This window comes from Rhodanobacter sp. A1T4, assembly GCF_014207185.1.
In the GTDB taxonomy this organism is placed as follows: Bacteria; Pseudomonadota; Gammaproteobacteria; order Xanthomonadales; family Rhodanobacteraceae; genus Rhodanobacter.
Genome location: NZ_JACHCP010000003.1, coordinates 133249 through 157430, shown reverse-complemented (window position 1 = coordinate 157430; position 24182 = coordinate 133249). Strand labels below are relative to the sequence as shown.

Annotated in this window: 20 protein-coding genes and 4 tRNA genes; 8 read left to right on the top strand and 16 right to left on the bottom strand. The window is 59.0% G+C overall.

Annotation, left to right across the window (positions count from 1 at the left end):
• Positions 1–54 precede the first annotated feature (54 nt).
• The 5 genes from HDE80_RS07055 to HDE80_RS07035 all read right to left on the bottom strand — a co-directional run bounded on the left by HDE80_RS07055 (position 55) and on the right by HDE80_RS07035 (position 6317).
• The gene (locus HDE80_RS07055) at positions 55–1554 is read right to left on the bottom strand and encodes a DegQ family serine endoprotease (RefSeq protein WP_184669251.1); all 1500 of its coding nucleotides are present in this window, start codon (positions 1552–1554) and stop codon (positions 55–57) included.
• Positions 1555–1747: 193 nt separating this feature from the next.
• The gene (locus tag HDE80_RS07050; protein ID WP_255483621.1) at positions 1748–2446 is read right to left on the bottom strand and encodes a sigma-E factor negative regulatory protein; all 699 of its coding nucleotides are present in this window, start codon (positions 2444–2446) and stop codon (positions 1748–1750) included.
• Complete coding sequence (gene rpoE / locus HDE80_RS07045) at positions 2443–3036, bottom strand: RNA polymerase sigma factor RpoE (RefSeq protein WP_184602556.1); 594 nt, start codon at positions 3034–3036, stop codon at positions 2443–2445. Before rpoE ends, HDE80_RS07050 begins: the two co-directional genes overlap by 4 nt.
• Positions 3037–3249: 213 nt before the next feature.
• Positions 3250–5820: an EAL domain-containing protein gene (locus HDE80_RS07040; RefSeq protein WP_184669249.1), complete on the bottom strand. Its 2571-nt coding sequence runs from the start codon at positions 5818–5820 to the stop codon at positions 3250–3252.
• A gap of 5 nt (positions 5821–5825) precedes the next feature.
• Positions 5826–6317 (bottom strand): hypothetical protein, encoded by a 492-nt coding sequence (locus tag HDE80_RS07035; protein ID WP_184669247.1) that lies wholly within the window; start codon positions 6315–6317, stop codon positions 5826–5828.
• Positions 6318–6617: 300 nt separating this feature from the next.
• Here HDE80_RS07035 and HDE80_RS07030 point away from each other — a divergent pair, with 300 nt between their 5' ends.
• Entirely contained in the window at positions 6618–8711 is a 2094-nt protein-coding gene (locus HDE80_RS07030; protein ID WP_184669245.1) for a 3-hydroxyacyl-CoA dehydrogenase NAD-binding domain-containing protein, read from the top strand.
• A gap of 123 nt (positions 8712–8834) precedes the next feature.
• Here the strand turns inward: HDE80_RS07030 and HDE80_RS07025 are convergent, their stop codons facing one another.
• The 5 genes from HDE80_RS07025 to HDE80_RS07005 all read right to left on the bottom strand — a co-directional run bounded on the left by HDE80_RS07025 (position 8835) and on the right by HDE80_RS07005 (position 13922).
• Positions 8835–9428, bottom strand: a complete 594-nt coding sequence (locus tag HDE80_RS07025; protein WP_184669243.1) for a DUF2058 family protein — start codon at positions 9426–9428, stop codon at positions 8835–8837.
• A gap of 43 nt (positions 9429–9471) precedes the next feature.
• A complete protein-coding gene (locus tag HDE80_RS07020; RefSeq protein ID WP_184669241.1) occupies positions 9472–9696 on the bottom strand; it encodes a SlyX family protein in 225 nt (74 codons plus the stop codon).
• A gap of 10 nt (positions 9697–9706) precedes the next feature.
• Entirely contained in the window at positions 9707–11050 is a 1344-nt protein-coding gene (locus tag HDE80_RS07015; protein ID WP_184669910.1) for a UDP-glucose/GDP-mannose dehydrogenase family protein, read from the bottom strand.
• A gap of 146 nt (positions 11051–11196) precedes the next feature.
• A complete protein-coding gene (locus HDE80_RS07010; protein WP_184669239.1) occupies positions 11197–11985 on the bottom strand; it encodes an FKBP-type peptidyl-prolyl cis-trans isomerase in 789 nt (262 codons plus the stop codon).
• A 185-nt stretch (positions 11986–12170) separates the two neighbouring features.
• Positions 12171–13922 (bottom strand): cation:proton antiporter, encoded by a 1752-nt coding sequence (locus HDE80_RS07005; RefSeq protein WP_184669237.1) that lies wholly within the window; start codon positions 13920–13922, stop codon positions 12171–12173.
• Between the two features lie 191 nt (positions 13923–14113).
• On the opposite strand from HDE80_RS07005, the gene HDE80_RS07000 reads away from it, so the two are divergent.
• From HDE80_RS07000 to HDE80_RS06990, 3 genes are all read left to right on the top strand, one after another.
• Positions 14114–14189: transfer RNA gene (locus HDE80_RS07000), tRNA-Ala, on the top strand.
• A gap of 9 nt (positions 14190–14198) precedes the next feature.
• A tRNA-Glu gene (locus HDE80_RS06995) sits at positions 14199–14274 on the top strand.
• Positions 14275–14313: 39 nt separating this feature from the next.
• Positions 14314–14390: transfer RNA gene (locus HDE80_RS06990), tRNA-Asp, on the top strand.
• Between the two features lie 50 nt (positions 14391–14440).
• On the opposite strand, the gene HDE80_RS06985 is transcribed toward HDE80_RS06990, so the two are convergent.
• Together HDE80_RS06985 and HDE80_RS06980 are read right to left on the bottom strand one after the other, a co-directional pair.
• The gene (locus tag HDE80_RS06985) at positions 14441–14911 is read right to left on the bottom strand and encodes a DUF1249 domain-containing protein (protein ID WP_184669235.1); all 471 of its coding nucleotides are present in this window, start codon (positions 14909–14911) and stop codon (positions 14441–14443) included.
• Positions 14912–14941: 30 nt separating this feature from the next.
• On the bottom strand, positions 14942–15757 hold the full coding sequence (locus tag HDE80_RS06980; RefSeq protein ID WP_184669233.1) for a pyruvate, water dikinase regulatory protein: 816 nt from the start codon (positions 15755–15757) through the stop codon (positions 14942–14944).
• A 230-nt stretch (positions 15758–15987) separates the two neighbouring features.
• On the opposite strand from HDE80_RS06980, the gene ppsA reads away from it, so the two are divergent.
• The 3 genes from ppsA (at position 15988) to HDE80_RS06965 (ending at position 21001) form a co-directional block, all read left to right on the top strand.
• Positions 15988–18360 (top strand): phosphoenolpyruvate synthase, encoded by a 2373-nt coding sequence (gene ppsA, locus HDE80_RS06975; protein ID WP_184669231.1) that lies wholly within the window; start codon positions 15988–15990, stop codon positions 18358–18360.
• Positions 18361–18667: 307 nt separating this feature from the next.
• The gene (locus HDE80_RS06970) at positions 18668–19468 is read left to right on the top strand and encodes a TetR/AcrR family transcriptional regulator (protein ID WP_255483620.1); all 801 of its coding nucleotides are present in this window, start codon (positions 18668–18670) and stop codon (positions 19466–19468) included.
• 141 nt (positions 19469–19609) lie between these two features.
• Positions 19610–21001: an outer membrane protein transport protein gene (locus HDE80_RS06965; protein WP_184669229.1), complete on the top strand. Its 1392-nt coding sequence runs from the start codon at positions 19610–19612 to the stop codon at positions 20999–21001.
• Positions 21002–21059: 58 nt separating this feature from the next.
• Here HDE80_RS06965 and HDE80_RS06960 read toward each other — a convergent pair.
• Positions 21060–21149, bottom strand: a tRNA-Ser gene (locus HDE80_RS06960).
• A gap of 112 nt (positions 21150–21261) precedes the next feature.
• Here HDE80_RS06960 and HDE80_RS06955 point away from each other — a divergent pair.
• Positions 21262–21963, top strand: a complete 702-nt coding sequence (locus tag HDE80_RS06955) for a protein phosphatase 2C domain-containing protein (protein ID WP_184669226.1) — start codon at positions 21262–21264, stop codon at positions 21961–21963.
• Positions 21964–21980: 17 nt separating this feature from the next.
• Here HDE80_RS06955 and dnaQ read toward each other — a convergent pair whose 3' ends face one another.
• From dnaQ to HDE80_RS06940, 3 genes are read right to left on the bottom strand one after another with little or no spacing between them, the layout of a single operon-like run.
• Positions 21981–22688 (bottom strand): DNA polymerase III subunit epsilon, encoded by a 708-nt coding sequence (gene dnaQ / locus HDE80_RS06950; protein WP_184669224.1) that lies wholly within the window; start codon positions 22686–22688, stop codon positions 21981–21983.
• The gene (rnhA, locus tag HDE80_RS06945; RefSeq protein ID WP_184669222.1) at positions 22685–23158 is read right to left on the bottom strand and encodes a ribonuclease HI; all 474 of its coding nucleotides are present in this window, start codon (positions 23156–23158) and stop codon (positions 22685–22687) included. Before rnhA ends, dnaQ begins: the two co-directional genes overlap by 4 nt.
• Before the next feature lie 24 nt (positions 23159–23182).
• Positions 23183–23872: a methyltransferase domain-containing protein gene (locus HDE80_RS06940; RefSeq protein WP_184669214.1), complete on the bottom strand. Its 690-nt coding sequence runs from the start codon at positions 23870–23872 to the stop codon at positions 23183–23185.
• Between the last annotated feature and the right edge of the window lie 310 nt (positions 23873–24182).

Genomic DNA, 24182 nt, shown 5'->3' with positions numbered 1-24182 from the left:
CACGTCTCGTCCATGCCCGGCTGATGCCAGACATGGACGAGTCTCTCAAGTGCTTTACTTGCCGTCAGGCACCGTCAGCCCGATAAACTGGCTCTGGTCACCCCTGCGAACCAGCAAAAGCACGGTGTCTCCTGGCTTCAGGCCTTTGGTTGCGGCCTGGAATGCAATAGCGCTGCCAATACGTTGCTGGTTCACCATCAGAATGACATCGCCCTGCTGCAGACCGGCACTCGAAGCGACCTGCCCGGTGATGCTGCTGATCTCGACACCATCACCCGACTTCAGTGCCAGCTGCTGGCGTGTGGTTGCGTCGATGTCCTGCACCGAAAGACCCAGTGCCGTCGAGCCTGACGGAGCCGACGGTTGCGCACCTGACGCCGTCGACACGGCACGGCCATCACGCGGTGCGGCACCCACGATCACCTCAATGGCTTTCTTCTTTCCATCGCGAATAATCTCCAACGGCACCTTGGTGCCCGGCTTGGTCAAACCGACCAGCGGCGGCAAATCAGGGGCCTGATTGATCGATTGCCCGTTGTAGCCAACGACGATGTCGCCTGCTTGCACTCCTGCCTTGGCTGCGGCGCTGCCGGGATCGACATCGGAGACGATCGCACCATTCGCATTAGGCAGTTTCAGCGCCTTGACTACATCGTCGCTGAGCGGGCCGACATGCACGCCGAGCTGCCCACGGGTGACAAACCCGTGCTGTTTGATTTGCTCCACGGCGCTCATCGCTACATCGATCGGGATCGAGAACGCCACACCCTGATAACCACCAGTACTGGAATAGATCTGCGAATTGACGCCGACGACCTGGCCTTGCAGATTGAACAGCGGGCCACCGGAATTTCCTTGATTGATCGGTACATCGGTCTGGATAAACGAGGTATACGGCTGATCACTGCTGCCCAGATTACGACCGATCGCGCTGACGATGCCCTGCGTCACGGTGTAATCGAAGCCGAACGGCGAACCGATCGCCAGCACCCACTGGCCAGGCTTGAGGCTACGCGAATCGCCGATGCTGACCATCGGCAGGTTGTTGCCATCGCTGATCTTCAGCAGCGCGATGTCGTATTTCGGATCGGTGCCGACAACCTTCGCGGTGAGCGTACGCCGATCCTGCAGACGCACCGTCACTTCATCAGCACCATCAACGACATGGTTATTGGTAAGCACATAGCCATCGCGCGAAATGATGAAGCCTGAACCGAGCGACGTATGTTTCTGATCTTCCGGCGACGGCATCATCGGCATACCGAAGAAGCGCCGGAGCATGTCCGCCTGTGGATCATCGGGCGTGCCGTCCTGATCAGGACTTTGCTGCTCTGGGCTGGACTGATCCGACGACGTACGCGACGGCTTGCGGCTTTTGCCGGTGTACTTGGCTTCGACATGCACTACGGCCGACGCATTTTTCTCGACAATACCGGTGAAATCAGGCAGAACTGCTGTGGTCGGCGTAGATGCAGCCTGTGCCTGCGCAGCGGTAACAGCAGCAAGGCTTACCCACGCGCAGCACACCGCAGTGCGCAAGATGGACCGATTCATGACTCCTCCTTGTTTGGGGTTGGTTGGAACGAATTAAGCACGACAAAATTCGACAATTAATGCAGTCCCAGCAGCTACCGACCTTAGGCCATCGCGACTTGAGGCAGGCAGATACAAAAAACCATCGGCCCAGTTAAGGGCCGATGGTCGATGTAACGCTTAGCTGCATGCAATCACCAGCGACTAGCCAGGCTCAGTGGACAGCCGCTGCGGCTTGACGCGATGGATTCCTTGACGCCGACACCGGCTGCTGCTGTGGGTCAAGCAACAACAGATAGCTGCCGTCGTTATTGTTCAACGTGCGATAGCGGTGCATCAGCGGATAGGCCGACAAGCGCTTGCTCTCGTAAACCGGCGGGTTCTCGCCTGGAAAAGCAGCATCACTCGTCGCGGACGCCTGTTGACTCAACATACCCGCCGAATTGCCGCTCAACCATGCCGGCACAGTGGCAGGAACAGCCGATTTACTTATCGGCGCGGCGTCGGCAACTGCACTGTTGGCATGCTGACCCGCCAATGTTGCCGTGCGGTCAACATCACCGGTTGGCTGACCGATCATCAGGGCAGCAGCAGCCACACTGGCAGCGATGGCGCCACCAGCTGACCAGCGTAACCAGTGGTTGCGCTTCGTACCAACGGGCGCCGCTTCCTGCTCGATCGCCAGCATGACGCGAGAGGCAAAAGTGGCGGAGGCCATCATTGGCAGCTGCCGACGTAGTCCGTCGCGGGCGAGATTGTAGTGAGTCCACGACTGTTGCAGCGTCGTATCGTGATCAAGCCGACGTAGCAGAAAGCGCATGGCTTCCTTGGATAGCTCGCCGTCGATAGCGGCGGAAAGCTGTTCGTTACCACCCTGATTTACATCCGCCTGAGTCATGTCTGCCTTATTCATGTCTTGTCCTCGCGGTCCGACAATAGTGGCCGCAGCTTTTCATCGATCGCTTCACGTGCCCGGAAGATACGTGAACGCACCGTACCGATCGGGCAACCCATCGCCTCTGCGATTTCGTCATAACTGAGACCATCCACTTCACGTAACGTAATGGCGGTGCGCAATTCTTCGGGTAATGCTTGGACAGTGGAAAACACGGATTGTTCAATTTCCTGGCGCATCATTTCGCGTTCGGGCGTGGCGCTATCGTGCATGCGCTCAGCGCCGGCCATGAAAACCGCGTCTTCCGCGTCGACGTCGTCGGTCGGGGGGCGCCGGCCCATCGCAACCAGATGGTTCTTGGCGGTGTTCACCGCAATCTTGTAAAGCCACGTATAGAACGCGCTGTCACCGCGGAACGAACCAATCGCCCGCCAGGCACGGATAAACGACTCCTGTGCGATGTCCTCGCACTCGGCATGACTGCGCACATAGCGGGACACCAGCCCGATGACCTTGTGCTGATACTTGCGCACCAGCAGATCGAAAGCTCGTTTGTCCCCGTTCTGAACGCGCTCGACCAGCGCGCGGTCCAGCTCGTTTTCGCCCATTCGGGCTGTATCCATCGTCAATGCCGTCATCCGCTGCGGGAACTGGTTTAAAACTGAACACGCCGCTCAGACCGCAACCGGGTGCTCAAGTTCAGCGTACACATAATATCGCGCCACCATAACGCACCGCCTGTTGGCAGGTTGTCAGACCAGGACACTTGCTTGTAGCGACTTCGACCCAGGGCAGAGGTTATGGGGATACCACGACCCGCCTCAAGCCGCCGTGGTGCTGCGCTCCTCCATCAGGCGCTGCCGCTCGGCCAGCATGTTGTCGAAGCTTAACGTAGGCTGCGGCCGGCAGAACAGGTAACCCTGCAGTTCATCGCATTGGTGGGTGCGTAGAAATTCGAAGTGCTGCTCGGTCTCCACGCCTTCGGCAACCACGGCACGCTTCAAGCGATGCGCCATATCGATGGTCGCGCGCACGATCGCCTCATCGTCGGGGTCGACACCGATATTGCGCACGAAGCTTTGGTCGATCTTGATGCGGTCGGCCGGTAACCGGCGCAGGTAATCGAGCGAGGCGGCGCCGGTGCCGAAATCGTCGATAGCGATATGGCAACCCAATCGATGCAGCGCATTGAGATTTTCGATGAGGTTCGGCGCGGTCTTGATGCTGATGCTTTCGGTGATTTCCAACTCCAATAAGCTGGGGTCGAGCCCGGTTTCATCGAGTACCCTGGCCACCATGTCGACCAGATCCGGCTCGATCAGTTGCACCGCCGAGAGGTTCACACCCAGCCGCAACCGGAGTCCATAGCGTCGTTCCCACTCCTGCGCCTGCAGACATGCTGTGCGCATGACCCATTCGCCGATCGACACAATCAGGCCCGTCTCCTCGGCTAGCGGAATGAACACCGCCGGGCTGATCATGCCCAGCTCGGGGTGCTCCCAGCGCACCAGCGCCTCCATGCCGACGATGTCCTCGCTCGTTGTATCAACCTGAGGCTGGTAGACCACGCGCAGTTCGCCATTGCCTTCGGCATGACGCAGGCGCGATCGCAACACCGTACCGTGTTGCTGCGCATACTCGGGACTCATCTCGTAAATTTTGAACGTATTGCGCCCTTGATGCTTGGCCGCATACATCGCTTCGTCAGCATGCCTGAGCAGGGTTTCCGTATCGGTTGCATCATCGGGGAAGAAGCTCAAGCCCATCGATGCACCGAGCTGCAGCTCGGTTCCGCCATCCAGGCTCAGCGGCATACCCATGACCTGCATGATTTTTTCAGCTACCCGCGACACATCGTCGTTCTTGACGATATGCCGCAGTACCACGATGAACTCGTCGCCCGCGTAACGTGCCACTGTATCGGAAGCACGAACGCTAGTGCTCAGACGCTGCGCGACGACACGCAAAACCTGATCGCCGGCGGCATGCCCGTAGGTATCGTTGATGATCTTGAAGCGATCAAGATCGACGAAAAGCACGGCAAAGCACTCACCGTTGCGTGTCGCCTCATGGATGATTGTATTCAGCCGGTCGTTGAACAGTAGCCGGTTCGGCAGGCCAGTCAACGCATCGACCAACCCCTCGGCACGCCCCTGAGCGCGCGTGCGATTCAACTCAAGCACCTGCGCAAAACGTGCGGCCGCACAGCGCAATACCGGTTCGATGATGGACATCTCGCCAAAGCCCTTACGGCTGCCGGCGAGCATCGCGCCAAGCACCGTATGGCGCTCATCGTAGAGTGGCAAGCCGGCAAAACCCACCAGATCAAGCTGCAGCAGCAGCGGATCCATCGGTGCCAGTCGGGTGGCATCGGTGCGATAGAAAAAGGGCTTGCCACCCAGCACTGATTGGAGCGAGCTTTGCACCTGCACGGCAGGCCACTCCAGATCGTCGCCGCTCCACAGCTGCAGCAACTGACTCGGCGCCTCGAAGCCGTCAAGACGGGCGGACCAGATGGTGAGGTAATCCAGCCCCAGTTCGTCGAACAGCAGTCGGGCTGCTGCAATTTGCGTATCCACGCCACTGGTAGACACAAACATGCGCGATAGCAACGACAGCGCCGCTTCCGCGCGCAAGTCAGCACGATCGCTGCGAAACATCAGCGCCAGCGCGGCGAGCCCAGCGTGACGGATGCGCCGCGCGCTGGCCTGGCCGGTATCCATGCCCTGAGCTGATTTGCGTTGGCATGGATACCACCGACGATCAGCGTCGAACAGCACCTGCTCGATCGCAACACCTTCGAACTGCAGCACTTCGGACAATGGCAGCCCTTGCCACTGGCTGGCTTGCAGGCGGCTGTGCCGGGCCACAGTCGGACTGACTTCCAACAGGCACTGGGATTGCGGATCGACGATCAGCCACTCGCTATCGCCCTCGTCGAACAGATAGCGGTAATCGCCCTGCCCTTCGCTACTTGTAACGACAGCGGTTGGCTCCGTTTTCGCGCGGACCGGCAAAGTCATTTCCACGCGCCGCCAGCGGGTGGCCAGCTCGCTGCTGATCTGCGTGGCACACAACCAGTCGGAAACGCCAACTGGCAACTCGATCGGATCAAACGACGCCTCCTCGGTAACCACCGCGATCAGCGGTACCTCGGCGCCACCGGACAGATCCTTCAGCTGCTCGCAAGTGATGCGTGCCTGCTGCCCGTCACCCGAGAATACGGCGATGATCAATTGCAATGCCGGGCGACCTTCCAACAGGATGGCCGCATGCGACACATCCCGCGCGCTGTGGATGCTCGAATAACCCGCCTGATCGAGCGCATCGAACAGGTTACGACGCAGCTCACGCTCCGTAGCCACCACCAAAATACCGGAATGCGCGCTCATCAGTCTCAAACCAGCCAGCGGCCGTCGCGCAGGCGCAGGCGCTTGGAGGAGCTGTCTTTGCTGTTCAGACGCACCGTCAAATCGCCAAGGTGCTCAGCCAATGCGGCAGGCACATCGATCAACACCACGCGTCGCAAGTGTTCCTTCGGCATGCGTGCGAGCTGGCGCAACAACGTGGCGTCCATCGCCGATAGCGGCAGTTCCAGCCCAACCAAAAAGTAGATACCGAAATGCATGCTTTGCTGCATGTAGCGCAGCGCACTACCCAGGCGTTGACAATCGGGAACACGCACATGCGCATCGCGAAGACTGCCCAATCCGGTATCGGGTTGCCAAAGGTACATGGCCTGGCCGGTATTGCGCGCGACGGCACGAAACTGACTAATCAATGCCAGAGCGTCAGGACTGTCAAGTACGACAAGCCCGCTCGCAGCACCGATGATGCGCTCGAGAATCTCCGCTGCCTGTGGTGCAGCGGCGGTCATGCCGGAATCCATGGTTTCCCCGTCCTTCGAGATAGCGGTAACGGAGCCACACACGCCCAGGTCAATCGGCCGTTCATTAAGCGGTGGATGGGGTATCGCTTTTGAGCTGCTGAACCACCGAGCATCGACATCTTCTTTTTCAATAAGGCCGAATGCGGTTGCGTTTTCACGCAGCGAGGCTGATCGGTCAGGTCCGTCGCTATTCCGTTCGAGATTTCACACCGGCTTTACTTTACGGTCAAGTACACCGGTCACATCTCGCAATCAAGCCGTCGGAACGGTATGGTTCCAATCTCTCCCACTGACGTTTGCATGCTTATGTTCGAAGGATTGCGATTCAACCATTGGAAGACCAGCCAAAGCGACGATGGCATCGTCACTCTCAGTCTCGACCGAGAGGGCAGCAGCGTCAATGCGATTTCGCGCGCTGTGCTCAACGAGCTCGAGCAGATTGTCGAACGCTTGGCGATAGAGAAACCGGCCGGCGTCATCATCCATTCGGCGAAGCCCTCAGGATTCGCCGTCGGCGCCGACATCAAGGCGTTTCTCGAATACGCAAAAAATGACACTGTGCTCGAAAATATCGAACACGGCCAGCGCGTTTATGAAGCGCTGGCAAAACTCCAGTGCCCGACCGTCGCGGCCGTTCACGGCGCCTGCATGGGCGGCGGCACCGAACTGATACTGGCCTGCCGCCAGCGCATTGCGGCAGACGATGAAAAAACCAAGATCGGCCTACCCGAAGTCATGCTTGGCATCCATCCCGGCTGGGGCGGTACCGCGAGGCTGCCGCGACTGATCGGTGCGCCCGATGCACTGCCGATCATGCTGACCGGCCGAGCACTGTCGGCCAAGCGGGCGTTCGCCATGGGTGTGGTCGATCGCCTGTCCCGACCCGAGGAACTGCTGGCCGAAGCGCGCCATCTACTGCGCCGCCCGCAGACACGTCCGTTCGCTCACCGCGCCAAAGCGTGGGCAACCAATACCTGGCTGGCCCGACAGATTCTTGCGCCAGTGATGATCAAGCAGACTGCCGCCAAAGTTCGCAAAGAACATTACCCAGCCCCATTCGCCATGATCGACGTGTGGAAGCGCGGCGGCTCCAGCGTCACCCAGCGGCTGAAGCTGGAAGCGCGCTCGGTAGCCAAGCTGGCGAAGACGCCGACGGCGCAAAATCTGATCCGTATCTTCTTCCTGCAGGAACGGTTGAAAGGCCAAGGTGCCGGCGTCGACGCCGCAATCAAACATGTGCACGTGGTTGGTGCCGGCGTGATGGGCGGCGACATTGCTGCTTGGGCAGCCTTTCGTGGCTTCGAGGTAACCCTGCAGGATCGCGAGATGAAGTTCATCCAGCCCGCACTGGATCGCGCCCGTCAGCTGTACGAGAAGAAGCTCAAGACACCTGAAAAAGTCGAGCAGACTACACGCCGCCTACGCGCCGATGTCGAGGGCAAAGGCGTGGCCAGCGCCGACCTAGCGATCGAGGCGATCTACGAGGATGCTGAGGCCAAGCGTGAACTTTACGGAAAAATCGAGCCGCAGTTTCAGGGCAATCAGATTCTCGCCAGCAATACCTCGAGTATTCCGCTCGATGAACTACGCATGGGACTGGCCGCACCACAGCGCTTCCTCGGCCTGCACTTCTTCAACCCGGTGGCGCAGATGCCACTGGTCGAGGTGGTACGGCACGACAAGCTTGATCCAGAGATCGAAAAACGCGCGCTGGCTTTTTGCAAGGCGATTGGCAAGCTCCCGGTCGCGGTCAAGGGCACGCCCGGCTTCTTGGTCAACCGCATCCTGATGCCCTATCTGCTCGAAGCCATGCGGCTTTACAGCGAAGGTGTGCCTGGCCCGGTGCTCGACCGCGAAGCGAAAAAATTCGGCATGCCCATGGGTCCGATCGAACTGGCCGATACGGTTGGCTTGGACGTCTGTGCATCGGTGGGCAAAGAGCTCGCGCCGTTCCTCGGACTGGAAGTACCACCAGGGCTCGAAGACAAGATGGAGGTCGGCAAACGTGGCAAGAAAGACGGCCAGGGCTTATACACATGGAGTGAAGGCAAGCCGCAAAAGCCCGAAGTCGACAAGGACTACATCATGCCGCCGGATCTGCAGGAACGCATGATTCTGCCGATGGTCAATGAAGCCATTGCCTGCCTCGCCGATGGCGTGGTCGACGATGCCGATCTTCTCGATGCCGGCGTGATCTTCGGTACCGGGTTTGCGCCATTTCGTGGTGGCCCGATCCAGTACGTTCGGACCGAAGGCGCTGACAAACTCAAGCAGAGGCTGGAGCAACTGGCGCAGCGCTATGGGGATCGTTTTCGTCCCAAGCAGGGCTGGGATCATCCGGCGTTAGCACCACAGACTCTCGAGCAGCAAGCGGGATCACTCGGTGTCGCGTAAGCCTGAAGTGCATTTGGCTTAGTTGCCATCGACATTGTCAGAAAAAGCCCGGCCATGAGCCGGGCTTTTGTTGGGCATGATCGATGGAACGTCAAGTGACGAACTTCGCCCAGTCGCTCGTATTCACCACATCAAATCGTCGGGCACGCCATCGTCGGCCATACCGTCACTGCCCGGTTCGGCCAGCAGCGCCAGTTGATGTGCGTCGATTGCCCGCACCTGTTCGGCAACTTCGCGACTGACAAGAAAATAGCGCCCGGCCTGCTGCACAACGCCAAGCTCACCGGCGTTGAGCGCTACTAACTGCGCTGCATCCACATGCACGCGTCGGATCTTGCCGCCGTATTCAAAATTACGCGGCTGATCGGCGTCTGGCTTGTTGAGTGTCTTGCCTTCGAGCAATTGCTGGATCTTCAGCTTGCGCTCGCGGCGCAACCGGGCCTGCTCGGCGGCCTCCTGCTCGACGCGCTTGCGTTCGCTGGCTTCCGTTTGCGCGCGAATCGCGTAAGCCTTGGCCAGATCGATCTCGCTCTGATCCTTGCTCGGCGGTCGCGAAGTATTTTTATTCTGCGATGGACGCGGCTTACCGCCAGAGTGCGCTGGCTTGGCACCTTTGTATGCAGGCCTGCTGCTTTGCGGCGGCGGCTTGGGTTTGCTGTCGTGAAGCTGTTTGACGATGCCGCTTTTCAGCAGCAGGTCGCGGAGAGAGTCGGCCATGCTGGCAATCCGTGATCGGAGGATTTGATGATTATTCTGATGGTCAATAATGCGGCGGTGGCGGTTCGCTATGCGGATCATCCGCCTGTCCGATCCGCATGGATGAAAGTTCGCCCCGCAAATCGCGCAGCGCTCGTTCCAGCGATGCAATGCGTACGGACTGATCGGCATCGGCGGACGCCAGCGCCTGCACCGTATCATCGATAAACGTCAGCTTGACTTCCATTTCGGTCAGCCGTTGCTCGAGCGTGTCGATAGGAATTCTCATAGCTTCATCTCTATGCCTTCAGCTGCAAGCTGCGACCGCGGCCGATGCCGTAATAGGCAATACCCGCCTCTTCCACGGCAGCCGGATCGTAAAGGTTGCGTCCATCGAATATGGCCCGCTCGCCGAGCATGCTGCCAATACGCTGAAAGTCCGGGCTGCGAAAGGCTTTCCACTCGGTCACGACCGCCAGCACATCCGCGCCTTGCAATGCATCGTATGCACTTTTGCACAGCACCAGATCCGTGCGCTCACCATAGAGTCGGTGCGTTTCCTCGCTCGCCTGCGGATCGAATGCGCGAACCTTGGCACCCGCTTTCCATAGCGCTTCCATCAGATGCCGACTGGACGCCTCACGCATGTCATCGGTGTTCGGTTTGAATGCCAGCCCCCATAGCGCGATCGTCCGACCGTTCAATTCGCCATTGAAGTGGCGCGTGATCAGTTCGAACAATTTGTCTTTCTGCTGCCGGTTTACCGCTTCGACCGCAGTGAGCAGTCGCGCGTCATAGCCATAGCTGCGCGCCGTGCGCTCGAGCGCCTGAACGTCCTTGGGAAAACACGAGCCGCCGTAACCCGCACCCGGATAAATAAAGTGGTAGCCGATGCGTGGATCCGAACCAATGCCCTGTCGCACCAGTTCCACGTCAGCACCGACACGTTCGGCAATATTGGCGATCTCGTTCATGAAACTGATCTTGGTTGCCAGCATGGCGTTGGCGGCGTACTTGGTCAGCTCGGCCGAACGCTCGTCCATCACTACCATGCGATCGTGATTGCGGTTGAACGGCGCATAGAGTTTGCGCAACACCGCCACAGCACGCTCGCTGGATGCACCGACGATGATGCGATCAGGCCGCAGGCAATCCTCGACAGCCGCGCCCTCTTTCAGAAATTCGGGATTGGACACCACGTCAAATTCGACGTGGGCGCTACGCTGATTCAACTCGGCGCTGATGGCGGCGCGTACACGATCGGCGGTACCCACTGGCACGGTCGATTTATTGACGACGACCGCATAACGATTCAAGTGGTTGCCGATGGTCTTGGCGACTTCCAGCACGTAGCTGAGATCAGCACTACCGTCCTCGTCCGGTGGTGTACCTACCCCGATGAAAATAATTTCACCGTGTGCAATGGCAGCAGCTGCCTCGGTGGTGAAATTCAGTTGGCCACTGGCATGGTTGCGCTTGACGATGGCTTCCAAACCAGGCTCGTAAATCGGAATTTCACCGCGTTTTAGTCGTTCGACCTTGCCGATATCGATGTCGACGCAGACGACATGATTACCCATTTCGGCCAGGCACGCGCCGGTGACGAGTCCCACATAACCCGTACCAAAAATTGTGATCTTCATCATCGCTGGGACGATTTCCTTGGAGCATCAGCCAGACATTCTAACCGGCTGCGGATTTTGCATCGAGTTACCGCTGACCAAAAGCAAAGGGCGCGAATCACTTCGCGCCCTTTGCTGTCTCGAGTCGATTAGACCTCGAACTTATTTTACTGACCGCCGGGACCGGCAGCACCCGGAGCGCCACCTGGGGCAGCGCCAGCCGGCGTCGGACCGGTCTTGACCAAGGTCACGTCGAAAATCAGCGTGGCATTCGGCGGCATCGGCGGCTGTGGCTCGGCACCATAGGCCAGCGTCGACGGGATGTACAGCTTGTAGTGACCGCCAACCTGCATCAGCTGCAGACCTTCGCGGAAACCGGGGATCACGCCAGCCAGCGGAATCGAGGCCGGACCCGGCGGATTGTGCTTGGCCGAAGCGTCGAACACCTGACCATTGACGAACGTGCCGGTGTAATCGATCTGCACGGTGTCATTCGGACCCGGACGGACGCCGGTGCCCTGGCTGATCACCTGATACTGCAGACCGGACGCCGTGGTCTTCACACCAGGAGCGCTCTTGTTCTTGGCCAGGAATGCATCGCCCTCGGTCTTGTTCTTCGCACCGACGCGAACCATCTCAGCCTGATACTTGGCCTGAATCTTTGCCATGAAAGCATCGTGCACTTCCTTGGCTTCGGCATCACTCATGGTCGGCTTCTGACCGGACAGCGCTGCCTGGACAGCACGGCCCACAGCAGCCGCATCCAGTTCGTCGCGCATGATCGGTGGAACCTGGGAAGCAATCTCCCAACCGACCACATAGCTGGCCTTGGCCTTGTCGACCGTGCCCGTGGCGGCGGCGCCGGTTTTGGCAGCCTGGGCGTACACGCTCGCAGTCATGCCCAGCGCAACAGCCATCGCGGCCGCTGTCAGCGTGGGACGCAGAAATTGCTTCATTCGTAACTCCCTCGTGTTTTGATTTGCCGGCATTGCCAACCGGGCCCCCCCAATGGAGGCAGGCCACACATTGTGAGGCGCTAGTCCAATCTTGGCAACGTTGCCATGCAAGGACCGTCATTCAGCATAAAGGTTCATTGCTCGGCGCTTCATCCAGCCTGATGGCCCCGATCAGTCCATTAACTTCATGGTGGTGCGGGCTTTTCCAGGGTTTCCTTAAGGGCCGCCTGCAATCGCGCGTGCATCTTGACCATCCCTCGCCATAGCACGATCGCAAGAACCAGACCGACCAGTATCAGCGAGAGCGCTACACCGCGCGGCGGCAGGATCGCCGAACCTAATGCACCAACCAGCAACGCAAGTGCAAACAGGGTTGCCAACGGAATAACGCGCGCCAGCACGCTTCGAATTGCCTGCGTGTAAGAACCGGTAAACCGCTCACGTATGCCCAGTTCGGCCAGCACCATGCCCAGCGCCTCGGCCTTGCGGTAGACCGCAATCAGCATCGGTAACGAAAGAAATAACGCACACGCCCAGATAACCGTATGACGCAGATCACGCCCGATGCCAAACAGAGTGAACCAGTCCCAGTTGTGCGCATTTATGTAGGCACCGATGATGAAAAGCGCCACCACCAAAAGTACGTTGACCACGATGTGCCACAGCAATCGGCGGAAAATCGCGGCTATCGCGGCGTTTTCATTGACTGGCTTCAGGTTCTCCAGCCAGCCACTGTAGCTGGTGGCCAAAAGCCGCACCGGACGTGGTGTGACCGCTCGCAATCCGTTCGCCAGGTTGTCGGCGGAGCGCGCCAGATAGGGCGATGCCGCCATGCAAACGACGGATACCGCCACCGCAATCGGATAAATAAAGTCGCTGATCACATGTAGTGACAGCCCCAGCGTCGCGATCACAAAAGAGAACTCGCCGATCTGCGCCATGCCCAGACCCGAGCGCAGCGACGTGCGTGCATCGTGACCAACGATAAAGATACCCAGGCTGCAAGCCATCGTTTTGCCGATGATAACTACCGTGGCGATGAGCACCGCGGGCAACGCGTATTGCACCAGCATCACCGGGTCGATCTTCAGTCCAATCGCCACGAAAAACAGCGCGGCGAACATATCGCGCAACGGTTCAATCAGCCGCATCACTCGATTGACGCTCTGCGACTCCGCCACCACAGCACCGGCGAGAAATGCGCCGAGCGCCACGCTGAAACCCATCCAGACGGCGAGCAAGCTCGCGCCAAAACAGATGCCAAGCACGCTGACCAGCAACGTTTCGTCGCGACCAAAACCGGCCACGTAATCAACCAGTCGCGGCAGCAATAACAGGCCGAGAATCATCCCGACAATAACGAAAAGGCCCAAGTGGCCGATCAGCGTGAACGCCGTTTCCGCTTTCACCGAACCACCGATCGCCACGGCCGTCAACAAGGTGAGCATCACAATGGTGAGCATGTCCTCAGCCACCAACAGACCCACCACCAGCTTGGCGAATGGCCGATGCCGCTGGCCGCTCTCGGACAACGTTCGGGTTGCCACCATGGTCGAGGACAGCGCAATGATCGCGCCGAGAAACAATGCATCCATGCCTTTCCAGCCGAACAGACTGCCGAGGCCGACACCGATCCACATCATCAGACCGACTTCGGCCACTGCCACCGCCAGTACGCCGATTCCGACTTCGCGCAATTTGCGCACGCTGAACTCGAGACCGAGCGTGAACATCAGCAGCACGACGCCGAGATTGGAAATATCGTCAATCGCCTGCGGATCTGCTACCAGCATGCCGGGCGTATGCGGTCCGATCAGCACGCCGGCCAGGATGTAGCCCAGCAGCACGGGTTGCCGCAGGCGTTGAAAAAGAATCGTCGTGGCACCGGCCACGAGCATCACCACGGCAAGATCGCGAATAAAACCGATTTCGTGCATGCCTTGTCCGCTATTGCATCAAGTCAATCGCAGCTTAAACGAAGCGCTTCGTTTTGGTATTCGCCTGATGTGCTGGCCTGTATCAACAGCGTGATAGCAACTGGATCCTCATCGACGGCGCCAGCATGAAATCTGAAAAAAAGTCTTGACGGATATGTGACTCGGACCTATTCTTTCGGGCTTCCAGCAGCGGGGCCATAGCTCAGCTGGGAGAGCGCCTGCATGGCATGCAGGAGGTCGGCGGTTCGATCCCGCCTGGCTCCACCAACTTGAATTGTCCCCATCGTCTAGAGGCCTAGGACATCACCCTTTCACGGTGGCGACCGGGGTTCGAATCCCCGTGGGGACGCCAAGTTGACTCGTAATGCTGGAAAGATGGTTGGAAAAATGCGGAGTGGTAGTTCAGTTGGTTAGAATGCTGGCCTGTCACGCCGGAGGTCGCGGGTTCGAGTCCCGTCCACTCCGCCACTAAACGGAAACCCGCCTTGCGCGGGTTTTTTGTTGAGTGTTTTTGATGATCACCCGTCGTCCGTCTGACGTTCCAGCGTACCGGCGGAATGCCCCTGCTCGCCGAGATATTCCAGCCAGCGCGATAGAAAGCTGTTCATCCGCAGGCGATGCTGGAACACCGTATTCGCCGCCGGAAAGGGGCCGAGCACCTGCCAAAGGTGTCGACCCGGATGGCAATGCAGCGCTTCCGCCACATGGGCATCGGTATACATGCGCAGCTGCGCCGACGGTGAGCGTTGCCCGGTGTGCGCATCGACAAAGTCATAAGTGAGTTCGAGCTCCATCGTATACGGATGGACTTCCTGCAGATGCAGATGCACATCGAGATGGTCATCCACATTGGAGACGTAATGGCCCGGGCTCAGATCCTGCGGCGCGAACAGCCGCGCCAACCGATGATAATTTTCCGCATACAGCCCCATCAGGAACTCGAAGCGCCCGGGCAGCAAATTGGGTCGGCGGTGGGGCGTAGCGATCATCGGTAGCAAAAACTCCTGGCGGGCCGGCACTCAGAACATAGTCCGCTCGATACCAAAGCGGGAGAAAATCTTGCTGGAAATTTCTTCAATCGACGTGTGGGTGGTGTTGAGGCTGGAGATGCCGGCGTGGCGCATCAGCCTGTCGGCCTGCTCCAGTTCCCAGCGACACTGCTTCAGCGTGGCATATTGACTGCCGGCACGCCGCTGCTCACGGATCTGCGCCAGTCGCTGCGGATCGATCGTCAGGCCAAATAACTTGTTCTTGTGGGGAACCAGCCTTTTCGGCAGCTCCAGCTTGTCGAGGTCATCATCGGTCAACGGATAGTTGGCGGCGCTGACACCATAATGCAAGGCCATATACAGACAGGTGGGCGTTTTGCCCGAACGCGATACGCCAACCAGGATCAGGTCCGCCTTGCCGTAGTCGACATCCAGACCGTCATCGTGGGTGAGCGCGTAGTTGGTCGCATTCATCCGCGCTTCGTACTTCGCGAAATCCACGATACCGTGAGATCGGTTGACTGCGCCCGAACGCTTGACGCCCAACTCATCTTCCAGCGGACCGATGAACGGTGCAAAGACATCCAGCATCAGTGCACCGCTGTCGGCGACGATATCGCACAACGCGCGCTCGGCCATGGTGTTGACCACGATCGGACGCTCGCCGGTCTGCGCATAGTGGGTCTTGATGCGCAGGGCGGCAGCTTCCGCTTTCTTGGTGTCGTCGATGAACGCCAGACGATGCTTGTCGAACTGCACGCCCTCGAATTGCGCCAGGATGCTGTTGCCAATGGTCTCCGCCGTAATACCAGTGGAGTCGGAGATGAAGAAAACCGTTCGCTGCATACCGTCGCCTGATCACTTCGATGGACTTGTTCGCACCATAACGCAAGCGTCAAACGCTGTCGCCGATTGACTGCCGCCTGACTGGTATGCAGTTGGAGTGGCGACGTTTCGCAATGGTCTTCTTGTGCTGTGCATCATCGACAGCGGACAATACCAGTCCTTTGCAGACCGCTGCGACACTGCATCCCGCACCAATCCCACTTTTTTACCGCGCTCTTGAGGAGATACCCTTGAACGATCTGGTGCTATGGCTTGACCAACTGCGTATGACCGACCTCGGCAAGGTCGGCGGCAAGAACGCGTCGCTCGGCGAAATGATCGGCAATCTCGCCAAGCTGGGCGTCTCGGTACCCGGCGGCTTCGCCACCACGGCCGATGCCTTTCAGCAGTATCTGGAAAAAAGCGGTCTGGCGAAGCGCATCCAGGAACGCCTTGCTGATCTTGACGTGGATCATGTCGACACACTCGTTGCTGCAGGCAAGGAGATCCGCGGCTGGATCGTCGATACCGCCCTGCCCGCCGAACTCGAGCAGGCGATTCGCGACGCCTACATCAAGTTGTGCAAGGACGCTGGTGCCGAAGATATCGCCGTCGCGGTGCGTTCGTCCGCCACGGCCGAAGATTTACCGGATGCTTCGTTCGCCGGCCAGCAGGAAACTTTTCTCAATGTGGTCGGCATCGATGACGTGCTGCACAAGGTGAAAGAAGTTTTTGCCTCGCTCTATAACGATCGCGCGATCTCCTATCGCGTACACCAGGGCTTCAAGCACGATGACGTATTCCTCTCTGCCGGCGTGCAGTTGATGGTGCGCTCGGACGTGGGCGCCTCGGGCGTGCTGTTCACACTGGACACCGAGTCTGGCTTTCGCGACGTCGTGTTCATCACCGGCTCGTACGGTCTTGGCGAAATGGTCGTGCAGGGTGCGGTGAATCCCGATGAGTTCTACGTATTCAAGCCGACCTTGAATGCAGGCAGGCCCGCCGTGCTCCGCCGCAACCTCGGTGCCAAACAGCTACGCATGGTGTATTCCAACACCGCCGGCGAGCGTGTCCGTACTGAAGACACGCCAGCGGAGCTGCGTAACAAGTTCTGCATCGATGACGACGACGTGCAGGAGCTCGCCCGCCAGTCGCTGATCATCGAAAAGCACTACGCCCGACCGATGGATATCGAGTGGGCGAAGGACGGCAATACCGGTAAGCTGTACATCGTGCAGGCCCGCCCCGAGACGGTGAAGTCGCGCGCACACGCCACCCAACTGGAACGTTTCCACCTCGGCGAACGCGGCAAGGTCCTCGCCGAGGGCCGCTCGATCGGTCAGAAGATCGGTGCCGGGAAGGCGCGCGTGATCCGCACGCTGGCCGACATGAGCAAGGTGCTACCCGGCGACGTGCTGATCGCCGACATGACCGATCCCGACTGGGAGCCGGTGATGAAGCGCGCCGCAGCAATCGTCACCAACCGTGGCGGCCGCACCTGCCACGCGGCGATCATCGCGCGCGAGCTGGGCGTACCAGCCGTAGTCGGTACCGGCAATGCGCTGGACAAGATTCCCGATGGCGTCGACGTCACCGTATCCTGCGCGGAGGGCGACACCGGCACGATCTACGAAGGCATCCTGAAATTCGAACGTGTCACCGCGGATCTGGGCGACATGCCCGAGGCGCCGCTGAAAATCATGATGAACGTGGCCAACCCGGAACGCGCGTTCGATTTCGGCATGCTGCCGAATGCAGGTATCGGCCTGGCCCGGCTCGAGATGATTATCGCCAGCCATATCGGCGTGCATCCGAAGGCGCTGCTGGAATACGCCAAGCAGGACGCCGCCACCAAGGCCAAGATCGACGAGCGCATCGCCGGCTACGCCGACCCGGTGAGCTTCTATGTCGATCGTCTGGCCGAAGGCATCGCCACGATTGCCGCATCGGTGTATCCGAAAACGGTGATCGTGCGCATGTCCGACTTCAAGTCGAACGAATATGCGAACCTGCTCGGCGGTTCGCGCTACGAACCGGATGAAGAAAACCCGATGATCGGTTTCCGCGGCGCCAGCCGCTATGTCGATCCCAGTTTTGCTGATGCTTTTGGCTTGGAGTGCAAAGCGGTCAAGCACGTACGCGAGGTGATGGGGCTGGACAATGTCTGGGTGATGATCCCCTTCGTGCGCACGCTCGGTGAAGGCGCGAAGGTCATCGAGGTCCTGAGGAAAAACGGTCTGGTACAGGGCGAGCATGATCTGAAGATCATCATGATGTGCGAAGTGCCGTCCAACGCGCTGCTGGCGGATGAATTCCTCGACATTTTCGACGGCTTCTCGATCGGCTCCAACGACCTGACCCAGCTCACGCTCGGTCTCGATCGCGACTCCAGCATCGTGGCCGGCCTGTTCGACGAACGCGACCCCGCGGTCAAGAAATTGCTGTCCATGGCAATCAAGACCGCGAAGGCCAAAGGCAAGTACATCGGCATCTGCGGTCAGGGGCCGTCAGATCACCCGGATCTCGCCGAATGGCTTATGGATCAGGGCATCGAGTCGGTGTCGCTGAATCCAGATACCGTCGTGGATACTTGGCTGCGACTGGCGAAAAAGAAGGCTGGCTAAGCGCAAGATTCTGCTGTAACTGAACAGACTTTTCGCTGCACTGCAACAAGAGAGCGAGGAACACCTCGCTCCCTTGAATACCAAGGCGCAAGCGTTCACGGCGTTGTATCGGCGCCATCCCTTGCACAGCCACAAACTCCTGCTATTCCCTAATCTGAATAAGGCTTTAGCACTACCTGTTCACTGCGTTAGTGCAGTGCAGCTTGCTGCGAAACAGCCGGGGATTTAACGTTCACACACATGTTTGAATCCTGGATTTGAAGCAGATGTCTTCACTCACGCTCAACCCAGTTTCGGGCCACCTCGCTTGACTGCGACTCTTCGCAACGGTGCCGGGGATACGCGTAAGCGCTTGCTGGAAGCGGCCGAATCGCTGTTCATCGAATGCGGTTACGAGGCGATGTCGCTGCGACAGATCACCGCGAAAGCGCATGCCAATCTCGCCGCGGTCAATTATCACTTCGGCAGTAAAGAAGCGCTGATGCAAGAACTGCTATCGCAGCGCCTGGATCGGCTCAATCTGGAACGGCTGCAGCTGCTGAGCAATTGCGAGAAACAGTGGCCAGACGGGCTGGGTCCAGCGGCCGTATTCGGCATGCTGTTCATACCCGCTTTTCGGATCAGTCATGAAAGCGTGGGGGGCAAGTCGTTCATGCGCCTGCTGGGACGCGTTTACAGCGATCGATCACCGTTCATCCTCAGCTATCTGCAAGAACATTACCGGCCAATCTTCGGTCGCTTTTTCGAAGCGTTTTCGCGCACCCTGCCCCAGCTGCCACGCAACGAACTTGGCCTGCGCCTGCACTTTGGGCTCAAGGCGCTGTCGGGCATTCTCGCGGGCGAAGACATGCAGAAGCTGATTGATGACCTCAGCATGGGCGAGACGATAAATGACGGCGAGTTACTCGCCCGATTGATCTCACTCATTTCGCCAATACTCACCGCGCCATTCGGCAGTCCCGAGCAGATTCGGGTAATTGAACAGGTGCTGGAACTGGACAATGCGACCGCCGTCGCCAGCAGAGACGCTGTCGCTGAACCCACCGGTGAGCTTCATGCTGCACCAGGTGTCCTGGAATGGCTCAAGGAAGGGAGGCTGGCCCTCTAAATAAAAACAATAGTTCGACAACGCTTGTAGCGATCCGGTTCTTAAATCGACCAAATCGCCTACTCCCCAATCGTTACAGTCCCACAACACGACTATTCACTCTGAGGCATCACCTCAGGCTGTCGTCACAGGAGAACCACCGTGAACCGTCAAACCTTGCAAGGCTTCACCCGCTTCGGCACCAAGGCAAGTCTCGCCCTCGCTGTCGTTTCCGCGCTGTCGCTGCCGCTCTGCGTGCAGGCTGGCTCCTTCCAGCTTCCCACCACAAACGCCGCCGGCTGGGCCCGCGCTGGTGCAGGTGGTTCGCTATTCCCGGATGATCCCACGGCGGCCTACAACAATCCTGCGGCAATGGCATTTTTCGATGCTCCACTGATTCAGGTCACCGGCACAGGCATTCGCCCCAGCGCTGAATTTCAGGGCCAGTTCCGCGATCAGCAGGGCAATTCGACCACCGGCAGCAATCCCAACGGCTTTGGCAAGTTCATTCCGTTCCCCGATATCGCCTGGGCCCTCCCGGTAAATGACCGCCTGACTATTGGCGGCAGTGTCACCGTTCCCTACGGACTGGCCAGCAATTACAACCCGACCTGGGAAGGTCGTTATTTCGGTACCAAAACCAGCCTGGAGTCGATCGCAGTCAGTATGTCGGCCGGCTTCAAGGTCAATGACGAATTCTCGGTCGGCGCAGGTATTGAGGGTCAGCGCACCAAGGCGCAGCTCAACACTGTGCTTGATCCATACGGTTCGGCGGCCGCCCTGTTCGGCGCACCCATCCTCGGCGCTCCGCAGAGCGGCGATGTGCAGTTGAACGTCAACGTCAAGAAGCGCTTTGCATTCGGCTATTTCGGTGGCTTCGAATGGAAGCCCACGCAGCAGGACAGCGTCGACATCAGCTACCACTCGCGCGTCCAGCAGACGTTGAGCGGCACCTACAAGCTGTATGGCTCTGCCGCCAGCTTGCAACTGCTCACGTTGGCCCCTGTCGTGTTCCCGAACGCTGGCCTTCCGACATTGAACCCCGCTGGCGCGTCAGCCAATGCAGTACTCGACACACCAGCGTTTGCGAGCGCCGACTGGCTGCACAAGTTCAACGATCAGTTCAGCCTTGCGGCCACTGTCGGCTGGACCGATTGGTCGAATTTCCAGAGCCTGGCATTGACCTCGCAGGGCCAAACCCTGGTCGCGCTGCCACAGAAATATAAAGACACGTGGACATACTCGATCGGCGGCGACTACAAGTTGAACGATGTGTGGACCCTGCGTGCTGGCCTCGGTTACGACGAAACCCCAACCAACATCGTCAGCCGCGATCCACGTATCCCCGACGGCGCCCGCCGCATCGTGGGCCTGGGTGTCGGCTATCAGGCAACCCAGCGTATCTCGATCGATCTCGGCTACCAGCATCAGTTCGTCAGCGACGTGCCGGTTAACCTGACCAATCCGGTTGCATTGGGCGCCGGCACGATGGTCGGCAAGTTCAAGGATCACGGCGACGTGGTCAGCCTGACCGGCACCTATGCGTTCAAGTAAGAAACGATAAGTTGCAAATTAAAGAAGGGCCGCGCAAGCGGCCCTTCTTTATACTTTCTGGCGGAGAGGGAGGGATTCGAACCCTCGGTGCGCTTTCACGCACGCCTGATTTCGAGTCAGGTACATTCGACCACTCTGCCACCTCTCCAAAGGTTTTGCATGCTGGTTTATGCGAACCGCGGATGATACGCGGACACGTCTATCGTGACAACAACCATGGCATCCGGCATGCTCCGTCCATTCGCCGCACAAGACAGATCATGATCGAATTCGGACACGGAACGCACGTTGGCCTGCGCCGCCTGCGTAACGAGGACACCTACTACGCGGACGCCTCACTAGGCCTGTTTTTGGTTGCCGACGGCATGGGTGGTCACCAGCACGGCGAGGTGGCATCAGCCATGGTGCGGGATGCTGTCGTCGACTTGATCACCCGTGGACATAGCCTGGTTGAGGCCGTGCAAGGTGCCGGCGAGCGGCTACTTACGCATACCCGAGGCAGTTTCGAGGTATTGCCCATGGGTACGACCATCGCCGCACTGCGGGTGACCGCAGACAGCTACGAGGTTGCCTGGGTTGGCGACAGTCGCATCTATATGTGGAAACAAGAGCTGCGGCAGATCAGTCACGATCACTCACTGGTACAAGCATTGGTCGAATCCGGCCAGCTGGATGCCTCACAGACGTCAAAGCACCCACAGCGCAACGTGCTGACCCAGGCACTGGGCGTAACAGCCACCGAACAGCTGCATATCGGCATGTCTCGCGGTCGGCTGGAAGCGGGCACCGGATTTGTACTGTGCAGCGACGGCCTGACCGAGAGCATCGACGATGCATCGATAGCCGGCATCGTCGCACGTACGGATCTCGCATCGCAGGAATGCGTCGATCAGCTATTGCTGAATGCGCTGGATGGCGGTGGCGACGACAACATCACGGCGGTCATCGTGCGCTACTCCTGAGTGGATCGATTCAGCGATCAATTCAGTTGGCGCCACATGCTCTTGCCACCCACACTCTTATCCAGCGCATCCAGACGCTGCTCGTGCAGCAATAACTCGTCGCCTGCCGCGCGCAGGATGCGTGGTCGCGCGCGCAGCGTGATGGGCGCCAAGGCAACAGTGTGCTTCTGTTCGCTAGCCGCTTCAAAACCAAGATCAAAAGCCACCTGTCCCGAAGTCATCGCCAGATAAACATCGGCCAACAACTGGGCATCGATCAAGCCACCGTGCAGATCGCGTCGTGAGTTATCCACGCCCAGACGCTTGCACAGCGCATCGAGGCTGTTGCGCTGGCCCGGGTAGCGCTCGCGTGCCATCTTGAGCGTATCGAGCACGTTGCAGCGATCACCGATAGAACCCGAACCGTTTGCCAGCGCAGCGAGTTCAGCGTCAAGAAACCCGACGTCAAAGCTGGCGTTGTGGATAACCAGCTCGGCACCATCGATAAAGGCAAGAAACTCATCGACTACTTCGACAAACCGCGGCTTGTCGAGCAAAAAATCGTCTTCAATACCGGTGACCTGCCGCGCGCCCTCGTCAATGCGACGCTCCGGGTTGAGATAGGTCTGATAGTGCCGGCCGGTTAGCCGGCGTTCGACCATCTCGACGCAGGCAATTTCAATCAGGCGGTGGCCTTGGCGAACTTCAAGGCCGGTGGTTTCGGTATCGAGAATGATCTGTCTCATGCCGAGCTCTTCATCAGATCAGGCTTCATCGAATCAGCCTTCATCAACTCGGCCTGCTCGCGCGCAGCCTGGTCAACACGTTCGTTTTCGGCATGCCCGTTATGGCCTTTTACCCACTGCCAGCGCACCTGATGCGTGCTAACCGCTTCGGACAAACGCTGCCACAAATCCTGATTCTTTACCGGCTTCTTGTCAGCGGTGCGCCAACCATTGGCGCGCCACTTTGGCACCCACTCCTCGATACCCTGCATCACATAACGCGAGTCGGTGGTGAGCTGCACCTGGCAAGGCCGCTTCAACGCTTCCAGTGCGCCGATGGCCGCCATCAGCTCCATTCGGTTGTTGGTAGTGGCAGGGTCTCCGCCTGAAATGACACGTTCACCGCCCTTGGCGCGCAAAAGAGCAGCCCAACCGCCCGGTCCCGGATTGCCCAGACAGGCGCCATCGGTAAATGCTTCCACTTCGTTCATCGTTGCCTGCTTATCTCTTCATGGTCAAATTACGGCACTACGTCGCGTACTCGGCGACAGCCGCCCGCTTGCCGGCACCTTCAGCGGTGTCGGCCGGATTTTTAGAGGCGTGACCACGCGCCGTCGCTTGCGAGCGATGACCACGTAGCCGCCACCCAATAGTTTCGTGCTGATCGTGTAAGCACTCACGCCAGCCGGCAGAACGCAACCCACACGCCGCGCCTGCTCAATCTCAAATCCAGCCTGCTGCAAGGCATGCATGAGCCGCAGCGGCATGTTCAGCGTCAGACGCTTGCCACGAGCGCGCCAGCGAAACCAAGGCGCCCACGCGCTCATCGGATGCACGCCAGTTATCGCCAGCACCCCCCCTGGCGCCAACACGCGAACAGCTTCTTCCAGTAGCGAAGCAGGCATCACCGTTGCCTCGAGCGCGTGTTGCAGAAGTACCAACTCGAACGCGTCGTCAATAAAAGGCAAGCCTTCATCGCTCGCCGCCAGCAGATCACCTTGATAACGATTGCCTTCTACCTGCATCCGTATCCAGCAGCCGAGCATCGGCAATGCAGGTGGTGACGCGTCTTCGGCCGATGTGCCAACCAGCAAGGCATAGTCGCCGACACAACGCTGCAAGTCGGGCGTCATTGCACGGGTCTGATCATCCAGCAATCGGCGCACTGGCGCACTGGCATAGATGCTTTGATCGCGTTGAGGCATGCTGCCGATCCGGTTTTCAAACTGTCGAGGGAGTGTAACGGCTCATGACAATCCGATGCCGCCTGAAGTGGAATCACTAACGTGGGAAGCCGGTCGCGTAGCTGAACAACCCGCTGTCCGATTAACACCAGGATAACGAGTCAATGGCTCTGGCTGTTTATAGTCGCTCGGCTGACACCTGCCCAATCAGCGTATCCAACCGAAAGGGGACTTTGAAAACACCACAGATACCGCGGTGAGGCCAGTAGTTAGAGATCTGACGGTGCCGCATGACACATAAGGCATAACGCCAACAAATTTGATAACCGCT

Excerpts from the sequence above, each read along its gene's own strand:
- dnaQ (WP_184669224.1), bottom strand. The coding sequence starts at position 22,688 with ATGAGACAGATCATTCTCGATACCGAAACCACCGGCCTTGAAGTTCGC.
- HDE80_RS06955 (WP_184669226.1), top strand. The coding sequence starts at position 21,262 with ATGATCGAATTCGGACACGGAACGCACGTTGGCCTGCGCCGCCTGCGT.
- HDE80_RS07035 (WP_184669247.1), bottom strand. The coding sequence starts at position 6,317 with ATGGATTCCGGCATGACCGCCGCTGCACCACAGGCAGCGGAGATTCTC.
- HDE80_RS06980 (WP_184669233.1), bottom strand. The coding sequence starts at position 15,757 with ATGCAGCGAACGGTTTTCTTCATCTCCGACTCCACTGGTATTACGGCG.
- HDE80_RS07055 (WP_184669251.1), bottom strand. The coding sequence starts at position 1,554 with ATGAATCGGTCCATCTTGCGCACTGCGGTGTGCTGCGCGTGGGTAAGC.
- HDE80_RS06940 (WP_184669214.1), bottom strand. The coding sequence starts at position 23,872 with ATGCCTCAACGCGATCAAAGCATCTATGCCAGTGCGCCAGTGCGCCGA.
- rpoE (WP_184602556.1), bottom strand. The coding sequence starts at position 3,036 with ATGGGCGAAAACGAGCTGGACCGCGCGCTGGTCGAGCGCGTTCAGAAC.
- HDE80_RS07020 (WP_184669241.1), bottom strand. The coding sequence starts at position 9,696 with ATGAGAATTCCTATCGACACGCTCGAGCAACGGCTGACCGAAATGGAA.
- HDE80_RS07015 (WP_184669910.1), bottom strand. The coding sequence starts at position 11,050 with ATGAAGATCACAATTTTTGGTACGGGTTATGTGGGACTCGTCACCGGC.
- HDE80_RS07025 (WP_184669243.1), bottom strand. The coding sequence starts at position 9,428 with ATGGCCGACTCTCTCCGCGACCTGCTGCTGAAAAGCGGCATCGTCAAA.
- HDE80_RS07030 (WP_184669245.1), top strand. The coding sequence starts at position 6,618 with ATGCTTATGTTCGAAGGATTGCGATTCAACCATTGGAAGACCAGCCAA.
- HDE80_RS06985 (WP_184669235.1), bottom strand. The coding sequence starts at position 14,911 with ATGATCGCTACGCCCCACCGCCGACCCAATTTGCTGCCCGGGCGCTTC.
- rnhA (WP_184669222.1), bottom strand. The coding sequence starts at position 23,158 with ATGAACGAAGTGGAAGCATTTACCGATGGCGCCTGTCTGGGCAATCCG.
- HDE80_RS07050 (WP_255483621.1), bottom strand. The coding sequence starts at position 2,446 with ATGAATAAGGCAGACATGACTCAGGCGGATGTAAATCAGGGTGGTAAC.
- HDE80_RS07040 (WP_184669249.1), bottom strand. The coding sequence starts at position 5,820 with ATGAGCGCGCATTCCGGTATTTTGGTGGTGGCTACGGAGCGTGAGCTG.
- HDE80_RS07005 (WP_184669237.1), bottom strand. The coding sequence starts at position 13,922 with ATGCACGAAATCGGTTTTATTCGCGATCTTGCCGTGGTGATGCTCGTG.
- HDE80_RS07010 (WP_184669239.1), bottom strand. The coding sequence starts at position 11,985 with ATGAAGCAATTTCTGCGTCCCACGCTGACAGCGGCCGCGATGGCTGTT.